Below are 17,155 nucleotides of genomic sequence, written 5' to 3'. Positions count from 1 at the left end.
CAAGACGCTAGAAATTGGCGATCAGCGTCAAGCGGTAGGATCTCGGCTCCACGGGATGGAAGTGGATGTCGTTCACCCCTTGAGCCGGCTCGCCCGGCAAGCGGGAGGCATAAAAGTAAGCGATCTGATCGTCCCGGGAGTTCAACAGATTGTGGATGTCCAACGCCACCCGGAGGTTTTTGTCGATCCTGTATCCCACCCGGGCTTCCACCAGGGTGGTGGAATCGGAGCGCACGCTGTTGTCCTCGATCAAGGCCCGTGGACCGAAATACCGCAGCCGCAGCGCGCCGAAATAAGGGCCCAGGCGATCCACCGACAGGCCGATCGACGCAACCCCCTCCACCGCCCCGGGGATGCGATCTCCCGCAGGATCGGCGTTTCTGAACCTCGCCCGCGCGTAGGCGAAGTCCGCATCGACGGTCAGCCACGAGGTGGGGGCGTAGTAGTTGGCGAACTCGAAGCCGACGCGGCGGCTGGGACGGCCCGCCTCGGTGGTTCCGGCATCGCCGACGAAGACCAGCTCGGAGTCAAAGTCCAGCAGGAAAACGGCCAGAGAGCTCTGCAAACCCGGCACGATCGCGCTGCGCAGGCCGACCTCGGCCCCCTTGGCGCGCACCAGCAGCGGCGCCTTGTCCTGGGGCAGGTTGGCGTTGGGGCCGTTCCCCGGGGTGACGGTGATCGTGGCGCCGCGCGCGTCGTTGCTGTGGAATCCACCCCCCAGATTGACGTAATACTCGGTCTTCGCCCAGGGACCGAAAACCAAGCTCAATTGCGGGTTGGCGATGCTGGCGCTCACCTCGCCCGAGTTGGCCGGATTGTCGGACTCGACCTTGGCGCGATAAAAATCGCCGCGTATCCCTGCCACGGTGCGGAATTTCTCCAGCCATTGAGTGCGGTTCTGGAAATACACGCCGAGGCTGCCCTCGGTGACGTGATCTTGACGGACGGTGGAGAGCGTCTCCCGCTGGCGAGTCTTGAACAATCCGTTGAAGATGTTGTCATTGCGCACCTGCAGCCCGATGGTGTTTTCCACCTCCCGTCCGTTCCAGTTGCCAAGCCAGGTGTGGCTCGCGTTCATTCCCCAGAAAACGCGGCTGTCGGGCTGCTCGAATTGATCGCCGTTCACGGGATCGTCGAGAAAATAAGTGAAATTCGAAAATAGACTGAGTTTGCTCCTGACCAGATACGCATTGGCCTGGGTCACCGAATTGCCGGCGGTGCGCTTCCAGGCCCCGGACAGGCTATAGCGGGAAGCCTCGCCCCCATCGGTGGGATCCAGCGCGTCGAAGCGCCCGATCAGGCCGGAGTCCACGGCGCGCTTCGCCACCTGGTCGGTGGCGTTCCAGGTTCCGTGGTAGGCCATGGCGGTCAGGTTAAACCCATTCAGTGCCGTGCCCTGGCTGTAGCGCAACACGGCGTTGACTTTCTTGTAATCGTCCGGATGCGTCCAGGGGCCGTCGTTATGAAAGAGCTCTAGCGCGTACAGCAGATGGCCCTCGCCCCATTTGGGAGAATTGGCCACGAGTAAGCGTCCATAGCCGCCGCTGCCCCCGCCTAAGGACGCCACCCCCTGGGGCAGGGCATCGGCGTAATGGATATGCACCGCGCCGGCGGCCGCGAAATCTCCTTCCTCCGGGTAGTAGGGCCCTTTCTTGTATTGGAGGCTACTCACCAGCTCCGGAATCATGAAATTGAGGTCCGACCATCCCTGGCCATGGGCATGGGAGCGCAGATTGACCGGCATGCCGTCCACGAAAATCGCAAGATCGGTGCCGTGGTCCAGGTTGAAGCCGCGCAGAAAGTACTGGTTCGCCTTGCCCTCCCCGCTGTGCTGCGTCAAGATCAGCCCGGGGGTTTCCTCCAGCACTTCCCCCACTCGATACACCGGGTGGGCTTCCAGCTGAGCCCGGTTCACCGTTCCCACGTTCGCAGAATCGGCAGTCCCGATGAGGTCCTCGCGGCTGGCCGTGACTTCCACGGGTTCCAGCGTCAAGGTGGGGATGCCGCCCGCCAGGACAGGTTGCGTCCACCCCAAACCGAGGCCGGCCAGAAGCCACGGAGCAAGGCGAGCCGGGATAGGGCCCCTATGAGGCGGGTTTCTCATGCCCATTCTGTCGATCCCCTTCTCCAAACCGATCACGCCACAACACGCGCTTCCCCTGCCCGCACCAGGACTCGTCCGGGTCGCGGCGTATGAAAAAAACTAAATTCTTCTTACCGTTAGGGAAAAAATTCGGCGCTTTTCCCGTCCAAGTCAAAACGCGCCGAAGACGGCCGCGCGAGGCGCAACGCCAACGCGAAGCTTGCCGCGACCACAACGATCACAATGGCCCCGAAAGCAAGCTCCTTGCCCCGGCTCCACTGGTCCACCGCCGGAAAGAAGTATCGGGCGATGCCGAAGCCCGCCACCCCCAGGCTCAGGCTGGAAACCACCAGCCCCATCACCCGCGAGGCAATGCGCGCCGTCTCGTCCGCCCGCTGGATCAGGCGCGAGATCCAAAGCCCATTGATACCGTCGGTCACCATCATGCCGAGCATGAATAAAAGCCCCAGCATCAGCGAATACCAGGGACGGCCGAACTGGGCGCCTGTGAGCGCAAACAGCGCGGCCTGGCTGAGCGTATCGAAAGAAAGGGCAAAGGCTGCGCCGACCAGGGCGATGAGCAGCGGATTTCCGGTCCTCTGCAGGCGGCCGAGAAAACGCCCCTTGAGTCCGATGGTGCGCACCACTTCGCTGGGGTCGGTCTTGAGGACTGCCGTGAGGTTGAGTATTCCCAGGAGAAGCAGAAAAACGATGGAAATCCAGCCTCCCACCTCCTCCATCCAGACCGGAATCCGCCATCGCTGGGCGAGCGTGCCCACCATCAAGGCGACCGCCAGGACCACCGCCCCGTGGCCGAGCGAGAACAGGAAACCGCAGAACCGCGCAAGCCTTGGGTTTGCCCGGGCGTTGAAGCGGGTCAGGCCGTCGATCGTGGCCAGGTGGTCTGCGTCGAGCCCATGCTTCAATCCGAGCGTAAACGCCAGAACCATCAAGGCGAGCCCGTTCGTCTGTAAGGCTTCCAAGTTTCTCCTCCGATTTTCAACTGCCGCGTCTGTGGGCCGGTCCCTGCGAATCATCGAGCGGCTCCCAGCAGAGGAGCAGGCGACGATCCGCCCAGAAGCCATCGCCATCTCCGTCGAGGCGGCCGTCTCGAACCTTGACCGGCCCGGCGGTATGACGATTTACAAAATTGTCATAACAAAAACCGTGCCATGTAGCCGGTCCATTGTTTATTCATGGTTTTTGTGCAATTTCTGGACGGGGGAGTGGAAAGTTGCTTTCCAAACTGTTCGCGCCCCTGGCATCCCCTTGGACGCTGGCTCACGCCAAGGGCAAGGCCAAGGTGAAGACCGCGCCCCCTTCAGGATGATTGGCGGCGCAAAGCCGCCCCCCGTGACGCTCGACGATGCCGTAGCTGATGGACAGCCCCAACCCCGTGCCCTTGCCCACCGGCTTGGTGGTAAAAAACGGGTCGAACACGCGGGGAAGGTACTGTTCGGGAATGCCGGGGCCGTTGTCGTGGAAAGCGATCTCGATGCGGCCGTCCTTCGCCCGACCCGTGATCTCCAGCCGCGCATTCTCTTTCCTGCCGACGCTGTCGACCGCGTTTTGCACGAGATTGACGATCACCTGCTGCATCTGGCCCGCGGAGCCCATGACCGGGATCTCGGGCGGAACGTCCATCACCACCTGCAGGTGGGTGCCCGAAGCCTTGATCACCCAGCGCACCGACCGCTCCAGGACTTCCCGGAGGTTAAAGCGCACGTTTTCATTGCTGTCCGCAGCGGAAAAGCGTTTCAGGGCATCGACGATGTCGCGGGTGCGCTCGGCGCCCTCGATAGTGCCTTCGATCAGGGGGTTCAAGTCCTCCAGGATCCGATCGATGCGCAGGCTGCGGCGCAGCTCGGCGAGTCTGGCCTCGGGCGCACCGGCATGCACGGCTTCCAGATAGGTCCAGAGGCGGCCGACATAGCGCTTGAGGGCATGCACATTGCCCAGGACGAAGCTGATGGGATTGTTGAGCTCGTGGGCCACCCCAGCCACCAACAGGCCCAGAGAGGCCATTTTCTCCGAATGCACCAACTGCTGCTGGGTACGTTTCAAGTCCTCATGCGCTTCCCGCAATGCTTGATAGGCGCGCTTGAGTTCCCCCACCGGGCGCCCCACCAGCACCATGCCCACCGCCTTGCCCACCGTGTTGTAGCGAGGCGTCCAGTTCACAGCGACCGGGATCGCCGTGCCATCGGTCGCCCGGAACTGCAGCTCGCAATCCGTCAGGCCTTCCCCGTGGAGGTGGTGAATAAACTGAGCCGCCCGCTCCCGGGAAGCCTTGTCAGCGAGCAGCTCCAGCACGCACACGCCCCGCAACGCCGCGGCCTCTCGTCCCACCAGCTTGACGAGCGCGCGGTTCACCTCCTGGATCGCTCCTTTCCGGTCGCACACGATGAGGATGTCGGACATGGAAGTGAGGACGCTGAAGAGGAACTGCTGGGTTTCCTCCAGCTCGGCGTTCTTCTGCTCCAGCGCCACCTCGTACTGCAACAGTTCGCTGTAGACCTCGTCCATCTTGCGGATCACGTCGATCCACACGGATTCGCCGACTTCGCCGAGGTTTTCCGGAATCACGGACCGCTCGGGCAGAGCGCGCCCTGCTGTCGATCGCTCCTGTTTGTGCCGGGCCTTCATCGCCGGACTGCTAAGTCTTGGGGCGAGTGTGGAGATGTTGATGGGCGGCGTCCGCCGCCTCCAGGTCCACGGGAACGAGGTTGAGGCTGCCATGGCGCACGCCGCGCTCCGCCATCACGCTCTCCGCGAACTGCCTCACCGCCGCGGTCGGGCCGCGCAGAACCACGGTCTCCAGGCAATGCTCGTGATCCAGGTGCACGTGCATCGTCGACACGCACAAGTCGTGGTGAGCGTGCTGCTTGTGGGTCAGGCGCTCGGCGAGCTCCCGCTCGTGATGGTTGTAGATATACGACAGGCTGGCAGTGCAGAAAGGTGCATCCCCGGAGCGCAGGCGCTGCTCTTCCAGGTGCCGGCGCAGCAGATCCCTGATCGCCTCGGAGCGGTTCTGGTAGCCGCGCACCCGGATGAACTCGTCGAATTCCCGGGCAAGGCGCTCATCGAGCGAAATCGTGAAGCGTTCCATCTCCTGGGCTGTAATCGCTAAACTTAAGCCGCGACTCGCTCTCCACCCCCCCGGCAGCCCGCCGTTTCACCTCCTAATGCACGGTGCATACCATGCAAGGGTCGAAGGAGCGCACCACGTGCTGGACGGCGACGGGCACCGTTTCCCCTTCCTGCACCGGCGCGCCCACCAGGGCCTGCTCCAGGGGGCCGGGCACGCCCTGCGCGTCGCGGGGTGAGAAGTTCCAGGTGGTCGGTGAAATGATTTGATAATTATGGATGCGGCCTCGCCGGACCTCCAGCCAATGGCCGAGGCTGCCGCGCGCGGATTCGGTGAGCCCGACCCCGCACCCCTCTTCCGGCACCGGCGCGTGGTGGCAGAAGGGTGCACCCGGCTCCAAGGCCCGTACCCAGGACTCCATGGCGGGAACCACCAGCGCCAGCTCCAGCAGCCGGGCGATGACCCGATTGCGCACGTTACCGCCGCTTTGCGCCACGAGGTCCCGGATGAGGGGGTGCCCGTTCACCACTTGGCGGGCGAGCGCCCCCGTCTCCGCCACGTCGCCGTTCAGGCGCGGCGCCTTGCACCAGGAGTAGGCCTGCGGTTTCTCGGCCAAAGGCTGCGTGACCCCATGCGCAGGAGGTTGGGGCTTGGCCGGTCCCGCCATCCAGCTGTGGCTGATGTCCTCGGTAATGGCGTCGACATCCAAAGGCTTGAACTCGCCATCCCATACGCCACGGCGGAACATGAATCCATCCCCCTGGGAATAGGTCCCATAGCTCAGAAACCGGTCGGTCGCGCGTCCCAGTTTTTCCAGCGCCAGGTCCTGAGCGATCTCCAGGAACAGACGGAAATCGCTCGCGTCCGGCGCCCGGGCTGCCATCCAGCCTTCCAGGTCCCGGGCGCTCTCCAGGCCTGCCACCGCTTCCAGGGCATCGCCAAACAGCGTTTTCTCCAGAGACCTCCGGAACTCCCTCAGGATGCTGTAAAGCCGTATCTTTTCCCCTCCCTCCACGGGACGAGCGGAGCCCCCCGGCTGGATGGAAAGCGTATGAGGCCACTTGCCGGCCATGGACCCCATGAGCGAGAGCAGCTTCGCCCGGGCCGGCAAGGCGTCGCCGGCGGCCGAGCCCTCGATGGCCTTGAAGCGCGCCTGGACGGCGGTAAACCAGGGCCGATGGCGGTAGACGTCCCTGGCAAAATCCGGCATGAAGAAAAGGTAGAAATGGGTGAAATGATCGGCCAGGTTCTCCGCAGCCAGGATGAGGTTGGTCGCCAGCCGGCCATTCTCTGGCGGCTCGAGCTTCATGAGGTTTGCCAGAGCTGAGGCCGCCGCGACCGACTGGGACACCGAGCAGATGCCGCAGATACGCGGCGCAAACACGAGCGCGTCCATGGGGTCTTTGCCGCGCAGGATCTGTTCGAAGCCGCGGTATAGGGGGGAATTCACCCGGGCCGAACGGACTCGGCCTGCCGCGACCTCGAGGGTGACTTCGAGGTCGCCCTCCACGCGGTTAAAAGGGCCAACGACTAGCCGGCTCATGGGAGTATCCTCTTCCCGGCAAGGTCTTTTCTGCCCTCCTCAAAGAGAGATGAGGATACCACACCGGCCATCCTCCGCTTCATCGGAGGCGGGTTTTGCGAATCGCAGGCGTAATCACCTGGTGGTCGGACACTGCATTCTCCCGCACCCGCCTGGGCGTGGCCGATTTCGACAGCGACGCCAGCGCCACGAACCACGCCTTGGGCATATCCGTGGGCAATCCCACGGGAATGCCGGCGATCTTGGGCGTCTGGGCAAAGGGATGACCCGGCTCCTCAAAGCCGGGCTCGGTGCAACTGATGCAGGCATAACCGCCTCGGGTACATGAGCCCTCGCCGTTCCACAGGCGAATGTTGCAGTCGGCGTGGGCCTGGGTACCCTTGCAGCCCATGTTCTCCATCATGCAGCCCAGGTCCGAGGGCTTCTCCGCGCTGGCCTTGAATTCGTAATACTCGTTGCGCGTGCAGCCATGGTGAACGAGATGATCGGCGTAGAAACGCGGCCGCCCCAGCGCGTCCATATCGCGCTCGGAAAAAAGGCCGAAGGCCAGGCACATGAGGGTCTCAACGACCCAGTTGGGGTGCGTCGGGCAGCCCGCGACGTTGATGACCGGCAGCCCTGATCGGGAACGATATTCCACACCGAGCAGCCCGCCGGGCTCGTCGCCCTCGTACTGGAGCCCGCAGGCGTCCGTCGGATTGCCGCCGGCCGCCGTGACCCCACCGTAGGCGGCGCAAGTCCCGACCGCGACCGTATAGCGGGCCACGCTCGCCAGCTCCCGGACCCAGTGGATCATAGGGCGGCCAGTACCAGCAAAGAGATGAAAGCGCCCGGTGCCGTTCGGGCCCCGAAGCAGCGACCCCTCCACGCACAGCGCGTCGAGCGTCACCTGACCTGACAGGCAGCGCTCCATGACTCTGGTCACTTCAACTCCCGTCTCCTCGGACAAGGAAGGGTGCCACAAGAAGCGTACGCCCGCCGAGCTCAGCATCTCGAAGAGGTTGCACGAATCGGCGCACAGCAGCGACATGGTGCAGCCTCCGCAGCCGCCCGACTGCAGCCAGAGAACGTTGATGCCTTCCGGTTTAGGGCCGATCATTTTTTTCCATTCCATAACGGGCAAGCTTACTGCGCAGGCCCGCCCTGGAGAGTCCCAGCTCTCGGGCGGCTTGGGTCTTGTTCCAGCGGTGGCGGATGAGGGTTTCCTTCAGCATGCGGGCTTCCAGGATTTCCATCCGCTCCTTGAGCGTTCCGTCCAGCCGTGACAGGGTGGTGAAGGCCGCTTCGTCGGCCTCTTCCTCTGCGGCGTGAAACACCTGGGGCGAAAGCAGCTCGGCGCCAAGGCGGGGGCCTCTGGCCAAGGCCAGCATGCGCACAATCTCGTTTTCAAGCTGGCGTACGTTACCCGGCCAGCGATAGGCTTTGAGCAACGCCAGGGCCTCTTCGGTAAACCCTTCCACGGGCTTGCCCAGCGCCGCCATGGCCCGCGCCAGGATATGGTTCGCGATGAGCGGAATGTCCATCGGGCGCTCCCGCAACGCAGGCACATGGAGGGTGACCATGGCTAGACGGTAGTAAAGGTCTTCTCGAAAACGGCCCCGCCGCACCTCCTCCTGGAGGTTTCGGTTGGTGGCGGCGATCACCCTCACATTCACGCGCAGCGTACGGCTGGAGCCCACCGGCCGGATCTCCCCGTTTTGCAGCACGCGCAGCAGCTTCACCTGAAACGCGGGTGAGGTTTCACCGATCTCGTCGAGCAATAGGGTGCCACCGTCGGCCTGCTGGAACAACCCCACATGATCCTCGTAGGCGCCGGTGAAGGCCCCGCGCCGATGACCGAAGAGCTCGCTTTCCAGGAGCGGATCCGGCACCGCGCCGCAGTTTTCCACCACGAAGGCACGGCTCGCCCGGAGGGAACGGTCATGGATGGCGCGGGCCAGCAACTCCTTGCCCGTGCCGGATTCGCCGGTGATCAGGACGGAGATGTCGTACGGGGCAACCGCCTCCGCCAGCTCGCACACGGCGTTCAAGGGACTGTCCGGGGCCCGTACCAGGCGGTCCAAGTCGCCCAGGCGGTTTAGAACCTCGCCTTCAGCCTGGTGGGAACGCGCCTCCTCATCGACCAGGCGCACGGTCGACCGCTCCGCCACCAGCCCTTCCCTGCGCCGGGGATCGACCTGCGGGCCGCGCGCTGTAACGATCGCCTCCATGCTTCGCGCCTTATGCAACCCCCGCGTGCGGCCTCTCGTGACGCTGACTTCGCAGCCAGCCGTACCAGGCGTCCATGCCCTCTCCTGTCTGAGCCGACACGCGCAACACCCGGATCGCAGGATTGACCTCCCGGGCAAAGGCGATGCAGCGTTCGATATCGAATTGAAGATAAGGCAGGAGATCGATCTTGTTGATGACCATGAGCTCACTCGCCTTGAACATGTGGGGGTATTTGATCGGCTTGTCCTCGCCCTCGGTCACCGACAGAATGACCACTTTGGCCTGCTCGCCCAAATCAAACAGCGCCGGACACACCAGGTTGCCCACGTTTTCGATCATCACCACCGAGCCGAACGGCGGATCGAGTTCGCGCAGACCCCGCGCCAGCATTTCGGCGTCCAGGTGGCAGCCGGTTCCGGTGTTGATCTGAATCACCTTGCATCCCGTGGCTCGGATACGCTCTGCATCGTTGATTGTCGCCTGGTCGCCTTCGATTACATGGATCTGCAGCTCTTCCTTGAGATCGCGGATGGTGCGCTCCAGCAACGTGGTCTTTCCAGCACCCGGGGAGCTCATGAGGTTCAGTGCCACCACGCCGCGCCCCGCGAGCCATCCCCGATTGCGTTCGGCGAGCAACCGATTCTTCGCAAGGACTTCCTCCTCAAGCGCCATGGTGCGGGTGTGCCCTTTGGCCTGGCCCCCGATCGCTGCACCGGCCGGCACGGGCCCGTGAGCATGTTCATGGACGTGGTCATGGGCATGATCGTCGGGATGATCGTGTCCGTGGCCGCGAAAGGCATCGCGATCATGCGTGTGCCCGCGCCCCTGCGAATGCTCGCGGATATGCGCATGACTGTGATCGTGCGCGATCCCCAGGGCATGGGCGCGGTCATGCTCCGCCTTGCTCAGCGTGATCGTCTTTCCCGTTGCCGGATCCGTCAGAGTGATTGTCTCTGTGTCTGAACAGCCGCAGGTCATGCACATTCCGCCACCTCCATCTCTTTGATTTTCAGCTCCTCTCCGGCAATCAGCTCGAGGCTCGAGCTGCCACACGGACAACGGCCGTAGGGTTCGGCAAGCGCCATCTCACCGCCACAGCCCCGGCAAATGGCCCGCCCCGGCACCTCGATGATTTCCAGTTCTGCGCCCTCGGCCGGCGTGCCCCTTGCGCACACATCGAAACAAAACCGCACTGCATCGGGCATCACGGCCGACAGCTTGCCGATTTCCAAGGTCACGCGCAGAACCTTCGCGCCCCGGGCCTGTTCGCTCACGATCGCGACGATGCTGCGGGTAATGCCGAGCTCATGCACGTCTTGCGTCTCCTCGCTAGCAGATTCTCGGCAGTTGTTCGCCCACCAGCATGTCAACGATGCGCTCGCCGCCGAACACGGTCTGCAGAACCACGACGCCCGCCTGTTCGCCGGTCACTTCTCCGATCACCGCTGCATGCTCGCCCGCTGGGTGGGCGCGCATGGCCGCCAGCACGCGCTGCGCCGCTTCAGCCGGCACCACGGCCACCAGCTTTCCCTCATTCGCCAGATAAAGCGGGTCGAGGCCCAGAATCTCGCACGCGCCCTTCACCTCCTGGCGCAGCGGCAGCGCTGCCTCCCGAACGCGGATCGTGACCCCGGAGCTCTGCGCGAACTCGTTCAGCACGGTCGCCACGCCGCCCCGGGTCGCGTCGCGCAGGCAGTGGAGATCGGGACATGCCCTCAACATGGTCTCCACCAGTCCGTTGAGCGGTTGGCAGTCGCTTGCAATCTGGGTTTCAAGCGCCAGCTCGTTGCGGGCGACCAGGATTGCCGTGCCATGATCCCCCAGGTAGCCGCTCACGATGACCGCGTCGCCCGGGCGGGCGTTGCGTGCGGAAATCGATATCCCTTCCGGAACGACGCCGATCCCGGCCGTGTTGATGAAGAGCTTGTCCGCCGCGCCTCGTTCCACCACCTTGGTGTCACCGGTGACAATGTAAACGCCCGCCTGTTCTGCGGTGCGCTTCATGCTCGCCACGACGCGGCGCAGCGCCTCCACCGGTAGCCCCTCCTCCATGACGATTCCGCAGGACAGAAACAGCGGCTTTGCCCCGCTCACCGCGAGATCGTTGACCGTGCCCGCCACCGCCAGCGTGCCGATGTCGCCGCCGGGAAAAAACAAAGGATTGACGACGAAGGTGTCGGTGGTGAAGGCGAGACGATCGCCGTGGGAAGCGAGTTCCGAAAGCGCAACCACCGCCTGGTCTTCCAGGGCGGCGAGCGCCGGGTTATCGAACGACCCGACGAACACGTCTTCGATGAGATCCCGCATCGCCTTGCCGCCGCTGCCGTGGGCGAGCGTGATGTGCGAATCGCGCAGCCGGCCGCGCTTGCGCAAGCTCCCTTCGATCACCCGGACGGCGGCTTCAGCCCGATCGCTCATGGGTTGATCCTTCGCTGAGGCCCGCCATGTTGCAGCCGGCCGTGTTTCGAACCTAGCTCGATCCGCCCATAGCTGTAATAGGCCGCGCAGGCGCCCTCGGACGAGACCATCAGAGCGCCGAGCGGTGTTTCCGGGGTACAGGCCGTCCCGAACACCTTGCATTCGTGGGGCTTGATCACACCCTTGAGCACCTCCCCGCACTGGCACGATTTGGGGTCGGCGATTCTCACGTTGGGCACGGAAAACTTGCGCTCGGCGTCGAACTCAGCGTAGGCGTCTCGAATACGCACGCCGGAGTGATCGATGGAGCCCAGGCCACGCCATTCGAAAAACTCCCGCAGCTCGAACACCTCATGGATGGCGGCCAGAGCTTGGGCGTTACCCTCCTCGGGCACAACCCGGCCATATTGGTTTTCCACCTCGCAGCGGCCCTCGGCGATCTGCCTGAGCACCATCCAGACGGCCTGAAGCACGTCCAGCGGCTCGAACCCGGCAATGGTGATCGGTTTCCCGTAATGCCTGGCGATAAACTGGTACGGGCGGGTGCCGATCACCATACTCACGTGACCCGGGCCCAGGAACCCGTCCAGGTGCATGTCCGGTGAATCGAGAATCGCCTTGATGGTGGGAATGATGGTGATATGGTTGCAGAACAGCGAGAAGTTGCGCAGCCCCTCGGCCTTGGCCTGCAGCACCGTCATGGCCGTGCTGGGCATGGTGGTTTCAAACCCGAGGCCGAAAAAGACGACCTCCCGCCCGGGATTTTCTCGCGCCAGCTTGAGCGCGTCGAGGGGCGAATACACCATGCGCACGTCTGCGCCGTCGGCTTTTGCCTGCAACAGGCTCTTCTTCGACCCGGGCACTCGCATGGCATCGCCGAAGGTGGTGAAGATAACCTCCGGGCGCTCCGCCAGCGCCACGCAGTCGTCCACCCTCCCCATCGGCAGCACGCATACAGGGCAGCCGGGACCGTGCACGAACTCCACTTCGACCGGAAGCATCTGCTGGATGCCGTAGCGGAAAATCGAATGGGTGTGGCCGCCGCACACCTCCATGATCTGCAGGGGACGCCGGCGCGCCCGCTCGATCCGCCCGACCAGGTCCCGGATCTCTTTGGCCAGCGTGCGCGCCTTTTCCGGGTCGCGGAACTCATCGACATATTTCATGGTTCATTCCTTGCCGCAAGACCGCCGCGGTCGTCAGCGAGCAGCGTGTGCACGAGATCCCACAAAATGTGATAAATCGCCACGTGGGTTTCCTGGATGCGATGAATGCTGTCGGTACGCACCGTCAGGCAGTAATCCACATCGGGGCTTACGGCCATCTTGCCGCCGTCCATGCCCGACAGCCCAATGGTCACCATTCCCATTTCCTTGGCCTTGGCGAAAGCCGCGAGCAGGTTTTCCGAGTTGCCGCTCGTCGAGACCCCGATCAGACCGTCGCCGGCGCGCCCCAAGGCGACGATCTGGCGAACGAAGATGTGCTTGTAACCCACGTCATTGCCCACCGCCGTCATCATCGCCGTATCGGCTACCAGGTTCACCGCCGTCAACGCAGGGCGCCCGGCGGTGATGGGATGCAAAAACTCCACCGCGATGTGGGCGGCGTCGCAACTGGAACCGCCGTTACCCATGCTGTAAAGGCGCCCATGACGGCGATACACATCGGCGATAGCGTGGGCGACCTGAACGACCTGCTGCGCGTTCTCTTCAAAGAAGGCGCGCTTCACCTCGTAGCTGTGCCGGGCCTTTTGCCGCACCGACTCGAGCAGCGCCTGGTTCAGCGCGTCCGGATTCTGTCGATCGCCGTGCAGGAACGGGTAAAGCGTTTGCAATGCGTCGCGTTCTGGCATGGGTCAAGCGGCTCAAGGGGGGTCAGCGGCGACTATTTCAGAGCGCCGGGCCGCTACGCCGTGGCTTGCATGGCCTGGATTTCGGCCTGCACTTCGCCCAGTTGGGTCAGAAGCTCCAGCGTGCGCGCGGCCTCTTCTTCGTCGATGCGGCTCATGGCGAAACCGACGTGCACCAGGACCCAGTCGCCGACGCATGCCGCAGCGGGATGGGCCTCATCGACGATGCAAGCGATGTTGACCGTTCGCCTGACGCCTCCCACATCGACGATGGCGAGCTTTTTGTCGGGATCGGTCACTTCCACGATCTGCCCCGGGATTCCCAAGCACATCCTTTCCTCCTTGCCCTATTGGCTATTGGTCAGCGATCTTGCCGCGGCGACAGCAGCCTGTCCCAGCGCCAGCCCGCCATCGTTCGGAGGCACATGCCGGTGGGTCAGTACCTCAAAGCCGATGGCCTTGAGCCGCGCCGTCACCTGCTCCAGCAGGACGCGGTTCTGGAAGACGCCGCCCGACAAGGCAACCGTCCTGACAGGCTGGTCGCCGCCGGCCTCCCGGCTGAGCGTGTCGACCATGCGCGCGATGACCATGGCCAGCCCCTTGTGGAAGCGAGCCGCAATGACCGGGACCGGCGTGCCCAAAAGCAGATCCCCGAGCAACGCCTGCCACATGGCCAGCGGCTCCACGTAAGGGAGATGGGCGGACTTGAGCCTCGGAATCGCGAACGGATAGGCGAGGAGTTCGTCCTCCTCCTTCAGCGTGCGCTCGTCCACCAGGGCTTCGAGCGCCACCGCCGCCTCCCCTTCGTACGTGACCCGCTCCCGACACACGCCTGCCGCCGCCGCGACGGCGTCGAACAGCCGCCCGCACGAGCTGGCGAGCGGGCTGTTGATTCCGCGGCTGATCATCCGATCCAGCAGGCGGCGAGGCTTGGCTTCCAAGAAGCGGTAAAGGTCGAGTTCAGCGTAGTTCATCGCGAACCGGGCCCAGCCCATCTCGGCCATCAGGTGCGCGTAGGTGTTGCGCCACGGCTCGTACACCGCCTGCTCCCCACCCGGCATCGCCACCGGCTTGAAGGTGCCCAGCCGCTTGCACACGCGGTAATCAGCGAGCAGGAACTCCCCGCCCCATAGGGTGCCGTCCGTGCCGAAGCCCATCCCGTCCAGCGCCACACCGATCACCGGTCCCCCCTCCAGCGGGAAGGCGTTTTCCGCCAGACAGGCGGCGATATGGGCGTGATGATGCTGCACTTCCAGCAGGCTCGCGCCCCAGCGCGCCGAGAGCTCTTGCCCCCACTTGCGCGATAGATACTCGGGATGGCAATCCACCGCGACGATCCGTGGTTCGTGCTCGAACAGCTTCAAATACTGTTCGACGCAGCTGCGGTAATCCGCGTAGGTCAGCGCATCTTCCAGATCGCCCATGTGGTGCGACACGATGGCCCGTCCGTCACGCAACAGGCAAAACGTGTTTTTCAGCTCGCCGCCCATGGCGAGCACCGCCGGAGCGGCGGAAAAACCAGGCGCGAGGGACAGAGGGGCCGGCGCGTAACCCCGTCCCCGCCGCAGGACGCGCGGTGCACCGGCCATCTCGCGCACCACGGAATCGTCCACGCGCCGGGCGACGTCCCGGTTATGCATCAGGAAATACTCGGCGATGCCGCCCAGGCGGGCGCGGGCCTCGGCATTGTCGATGCACTGGGGCTCGTCCGAGCGGTTGCCGCTGGTCAGCACGATAGGCCGGTTCATCCGCCGCAGCATCAAGTGGTGCAGCGGCGTGTTGGGCAACATAAAGCCCAGGGTCTTCACGCCGGGCGCCACGCTTTCCGCCACCCGCTCCGGTCCGGTCGCATCCAGAACGACGATCGGGCCGGCCGGGCTGCGCAGCAGCGCTTCTTCGCCCTCGGTCACCGCACAGTAACGGCGCACCGTCTCCACATCCCGCGCCATGAGGGCGAAAGGCTTGCGGCTGCGCCGTTTGAGCCGGCGCAGGCGGGCGACGGCCGCTTCATTGCAGGCGTCGCACGCGAGCTGGAACCCTCCCAGCCCTTTGATCGCGACGATATGCCCGCGCTGGAGCAGCGTACAGACAGCGTCCACGTCGTCCAGCATGGTGAACGCTTCGACCGCCACCGGCGCCCCATCGGCGCGCTCCAACCAGGCACGGGGCCCGCAGGCATGGCAGGCGATCGGCTGCGCGTGGAAGCGGCGATCCGCGGGGTCGGCGTACTCAGCGCTGCACTGCGGGCACATGGCGAACGCCCGCATCGTGGTCGTGGCGCGGTCGTAAGGGATGGCCTCGATGATGGACAAACGCGGGCCGCAGCGGGTGCAATTGGTGAAAGGATAACGGTAGCGCCGCGCGAAGGGATCGAATACCTCCTGGACGCATTCGGGACAGGCTGCCGCGTCGGGCACGACGCCGGTGCGAATGCTGGTCGCATGGCTGCCAAGAATGCGAAAATCCGGGTGCTGGGGAAGAACTGCGGTCGGCTCGCGCTCGATGCGATCGATGCGGGCAAGCGGCGGAGCTTCGCGAAGCAAGGCTGCAGCGAACCGATCGAGGGCCGCGACGGGACCGCACACATGGATGCTCACGCCCTGCCCGTCGTTCGCCACCGAGCCGCGCAGGCCGTAGCGGCGGGCGAGCCGCCACACGGTGGGCCGGAACCCCACGCCTTGAACCAGGCCCTGCACCCGGATGCGCTCGGCCGCCTCCTGGGTGGTCTGCATATCGGCGACATCGTTCATGAAGCCAGCTCCTCCGAGAGCCGCCAGAGCAGCACGCGGTTGTTGCCCGAATCGCTGACCACGACCAGTCCATCGCGGTGCATGATTCCATAGGGCCAGCACAGGCTGTCCCGCGCGGGAAGCTGCCAGCGGTTATCTCCCTTGGCGTGGAAATCCGGCTGCCCCGTGAGCGCCCTGGCCTCCGCCCCGGTGCGGCAATCTTCCGCCCGCCACGCGAGCAGACGGGAGTTGGCGGTATCCGCGACAAGGAGCCAGCCTCCAGCGGCATCCACGCCGTAGGGCATGTTGAGGCTGGCAGCGCTGGGCCAGTAGAGGGATTGGTTATGGTCCACTTGGTGAAAATCGCGCTGCCCCAGCACCACATCGCAGGGTGTCCAGTTCTCGCCCGGAATCGCGTCCCACACCATGATGCGGTTATTGCCTGCGTCGGCCACGCAGAGCCGGCCCTGCCACACGACGATGCCGTGGGGCCAGCGCATGCTGGCGGCCGTGGGCGCTCCCCCGCCGTTCTCGTCGCGGCTGACGAAATCACGCTGCCCCAACACCAGATCCGCCGGTTGGCCGTTCACCTCCGGCAGACCGTTCCACATGAGCACACGCCGGTTGCCGGTGTCGGCGACCCATAACCGGGCGCCATCCCAGTGCACGCCGTAGGGCCAGAATAGACTGCCGGCGGATGGATCGTCCTTGCCGCCGTTGGGCTCGACCGACTCAAAGTCTTTCTGCCCGAGCACCCGGTCCGCCGGAACGTTGTGGTCCCGGGGAAGGGTTTTCCAGATCAGCACCCGGTGGTTCCAGGCGTCGGCGACCGCCAGCCCGTCGCCGCAGAGCGCGATGCCGGTGGGCACATTCAGCGTTGCCGGGCCCGCCGGTCCTTTCGCGTTACGTCCCTCGTGCGCGAAATCGGGCTGCCCAATGACCCAGTCTGCCGGCGTCCCGTCCTGAGACGGCAGCCGCGCCCAACCGAGCAGTCGATGATGGCCAGTGTCGCTGACCCACAGCGGTCCCTCAACCCCTGCAAGGCAGGCTCCCCGAGGTCCAAAGAGCGAGGCGGCCTCCGGCTTCACGGGGAGCGCCAGGCCCTCGCCGCTGCGGGCGGCGCCGATGCACGCGAAGGGTCCGCCGCGGTCCAGCACGGGCACAGCAGACGTTCCGCCGACCATCTCGCGCTTCAAGGCCGGAGTCCACCTCACCCGTAAAGACGTCGCCATCG

General features: G+C 64.6%; 15 protein-coding genes. All 15 read right to left on the bottom strand.

Annotated elements, in window-relative coordinates; genetic code table 11:
• Nucleotides 1-7: 7 nt before the first annotated feature.
• Entirely contained in the window at nt 8-1,993 is a 1,986-nt protein-coding gene (locus ACTFO6_RS11755) for a TonB-dependent receptor (RefSeq protein ID WP_439934643.1), read from the bottom strand.
• 227 nt (nt 1,994-2,220) lie between these two features.
• The gene (locus tag ACTFO6_RS11750; RefSeq protein WP_439934642.1) at nt 2,221-3,168 is read right to left on the bottom strand and encodes a HoxN/HupN/NixA family nickel/cobalt transporter; all 948 of its coding nucleotides are present in this window, start codon (nt 3,166-3,168) and stop codon (nt 2,221-2,223) included.
• 196 nt (nt 3,169-3,364) lie between these two features.
• Nucleotides 3,365-4,669 (bottom strand): sensor histidine kinase, encoded by a 1,305-nt coding sequence (locus ACTFO6_RS11745; RefSeq protein ID WP_439934641.1) that lies wholly within the window; start codon nt 4,667-4,669, stop codon nt 3,365-3,367.
• A gap of 70 nt (nt 4,670-4,739) precedes the next feature.
• A complete protein-coding gene (gene nikR, locus ACTFO6_RS11740; RefSeq protein WP_439934640.1) occupies nt 4,740-5,192 on the bottom strand; it encodes a nickel-responsive transcriptional regulator NikR in 453 nt (150 codons plus the stop codon).
• A gap of 73 nt (nt 5,193-5,265) precedes the next feature.
• Nucleotides 5,266-6,714, bottom strand: a complete 1,449-nt coding sequence (locus ACTFO6_RS11735) for a nickel-dependent hydrogenase large subunit (RefSeq protein WP_147799291.1) — start codon at nt 6,712-6,714, stop codon at nt 5,266-5,268.
• A gap of 79 nt (nt 6,715-6,793) precedes the next feature.
• Nucleotides 6,794-7,828: a HupU protein gene (locus ACTFO6_RS11730; RefSeq protein ID WP_439934639.1), complete on the bottom strand. Its 1,035-nt coding sequence runs from the start codon at nt 7,826-7,828 to the stop codon at nt 6,794-6,796.
• Nucleotides 7,800-8,924, bottom strand: a complete 1,125-nt coding sequence (locus ACTFO6_RS11725; protein WP_439934638.1) for a sigma-54 interaction domain-containing protein — start codon at nt 8,922-8,924, stop codon at nt 7,800-7,802. The genes ACTFO6_RS11730 and ACTFO6_RS11725 overlap by 29 nt, the downstream gene beginning before the upstream one ends.
• Before the next feature lie 10 nt (nt 8,925-8,934).
• Nucleotides 8,935-9,909, bottom strand: a complete 975-nt coding sequence (gene hypB, locus ACTFO6_RS11720) for a hydrogenase nickel incorporation protein HypB (RefSeq protein WP_439934637.1) — start codon at nt 9,907-9,909, stop codon at nt 8,935-8,937.
• Nucleotides 9,900-10,238, bottom strand: a complete 339-nt coding sequence (locus ACTFO6_RS11715; RefSeq protein ID WP_439934636.1) for a hydrogenase maturation nickel metallochaperone HypA/HybF — start codon at nt 10,236-10,238, stop codon at nt 9,900-9,902. The genes hypB and ACTFO6_RS11715 overlap by 10 nt, the downstream gene beginning before the upstream one ends.
• Nucleotides 10,239-10,254: 16 nt before the next feature.
• Complete coding sequence (gene hypE / locus ACTFO6_RS11710; protein ID WP_439934635.1) at nt 10,255-11,343, bottom strand: hydrogenase expression/formation protein HypE; 1,089 nt, start codon at nt 11,341-11,343, stop codon at nt 10,255-10,257.
• Complete coding sequence (hypD, locus tag ACTFO6_RS11705; protein ID WP_439934634.1) at nt 11,340-12,509, bottom strand: hydrogenase formation protein HypD; 1,170 nt, start codon at nt 12,507-12,509, stop codon at nt 11,340-11,342. The genes hypE and hypD overlap by 4 nt, the downstream gene beginning before the upstream one ends.
• Nucleotides 12,506-13,195, bottom strand: a complete 690-nt coding sequence (locus ACTFO6_RS11700) for a D-sedoheptulose-7-phosphate isomerase (protein ID WP_439934633.1) — start codon at nt 13,193-13,195, stop codon at nt 12,506-12,508. Before ACTFO6_RS11700 ends, hypD begins: the two co-directional genes overlap by 4 nt.
• Nucleotides 13,196-13,248: 53 nt before the next feature.
• Entirely contained in the window at nt 13,249-13,524 is a 276-nt protein-coding gene (locus ACTFO6_RS11695) for a HypC/HybG/HupF family hydrogenase formation chaperone (RefSeq protein ID WP_439934632.1), read from the bottom strand.
• 15 nt (nt 13,525-13,539) lie between these two features.
• A complete protein-coding gene (gene hypF, locus ACTFO6_RS11690) occupies nt 13,540-15,942 on the bottom strand; it encodes a carbamoyltransferase HypF (protein ID WP_439934631.1) in 2,403 nt (800 codons plus the stop codon).
• Nucleotides 15,939-17,153 (bottom strand): NHL repeat-containing protein, encoded by a 1,215-nt coding sequence (locus ACTFO6_RS11685; RefSeq protein ID WP_439934630.1) that lies wholly within the window; start codon nt 17,151-17,153, stop codon nt 15,939-15,941. The genes hypF and ACTFO6_RS11685 overlap by 4 nt, the downstream gene beginning before the upstream one ends.
• Nucleotides 17,154-17,155 lie beyond the last annotated feature (2 nt).

The organism is Pelomicrobium sp. G1 (assembly GCF_051905455.1).
Classification (GTDB): Bacteria; Pseudomonadota; Gammaproteobacteria; order Burkholderiales; family UBA6910; genus Pelomicrobium.
The sequence above is the reverse complement of the archived record's forward strand: the minus strand, read 5'-3'. Positions and strand labels throughout refer to the sequence as shown.

What these genes read in the sequence shown, in the direction of transcription:
- hypB (WP_439934637.1), bottom strand. Translation starts at nt 9,909, where the DNA reads ATGTGCATGACCTGCGGCTGTTCAGACACAGAGACAATCACTCTGACG.
- ACTFO6_RS11685 (WP_439934630.1), bottom strand. Translation starts at nt 17,153, where the DNA reads ATGGCGACGTCTTTACGGGTGAGGTGGACTCCGGCCTTGAAGCGCGAG.
- ACTFO6_RS11730 (WP_439934639.1), bottom strand. Translation starts at nt 7,828, where the DNA reads ATGGAATGGAAAAAAATGATCGGCCCTAAACCGGAAGGCATCAACGTT.
- ACTFO6_RS11695 (WP_439934632.1), bottom strand. Translation starts at nt 13,524, where the DNA reads ATGTGCTTGGGAATCCCGGGGCAGATCGTGGAAGTGACCGATCCCGAC.
- ACTFO6_RS11750 (WP_439934642.1), bottom strand. Translation starts at nt 3,168, where the DNA reads ATGGCTTCTGGGCGGATCGTCGCCTGCTCCTCTGCTGGGAGCCGCTCG.
- hypF (WP_439934631.1), bottom strand. Translation starts at nt 15,942, where the DNA reads ATGAACGATGTCGCCGATATGCAGACCACCCAGGAGGCGGCCGAGCGC.
- ACTFO6_RS11735 (WP_147799291.1), bottom strand. Translation starts at nt 6,714, where the DNA reads ATGAGCCGGCTAGTCGTTGGCCCTTTTAACCGCGTGGAGGGCGACCTC.
- hypE (WP_439934635.1), bottom strand. Translation starts at nt 11,343, where the DNA reads ATGAGCGATCGGGCTGAAGCCGCCGTCCGGGTGATCGAAGGGAGCTTG.
- nikR (WP_439934640.1), bottom strand. Translation starts at nt 5,192, where the DNA reads ATGGAACGCTTCACGATTTCGCTCGATGAGCGCCTTGCCCGGGAATTC.
- ACTFO6_RS11725 (WP_439934638.1), bottom strand. Translation starts at nt 8,924, where the DNA reads ATGGAGGCGATCGTTACAGCGCGCGGCCCGCAGGTCGATCCCCGGCGC.
- hypD (WP_439934634.1), bottom strand. Translation starts at nt 12,509, where the DNA reads ATGAAATATGTCGATGAGTTCCGCGACCCGGAAAAGGCGCGCACGCTG.
- ACTFO6_RS11700 (WP_439934633.1), bottom strand. Translation starts at nt 13,195, where the DNA reads ATGCCAGAACGCGACGCATTGCAAACGCTTTACCCGTTCCTGCACGGC.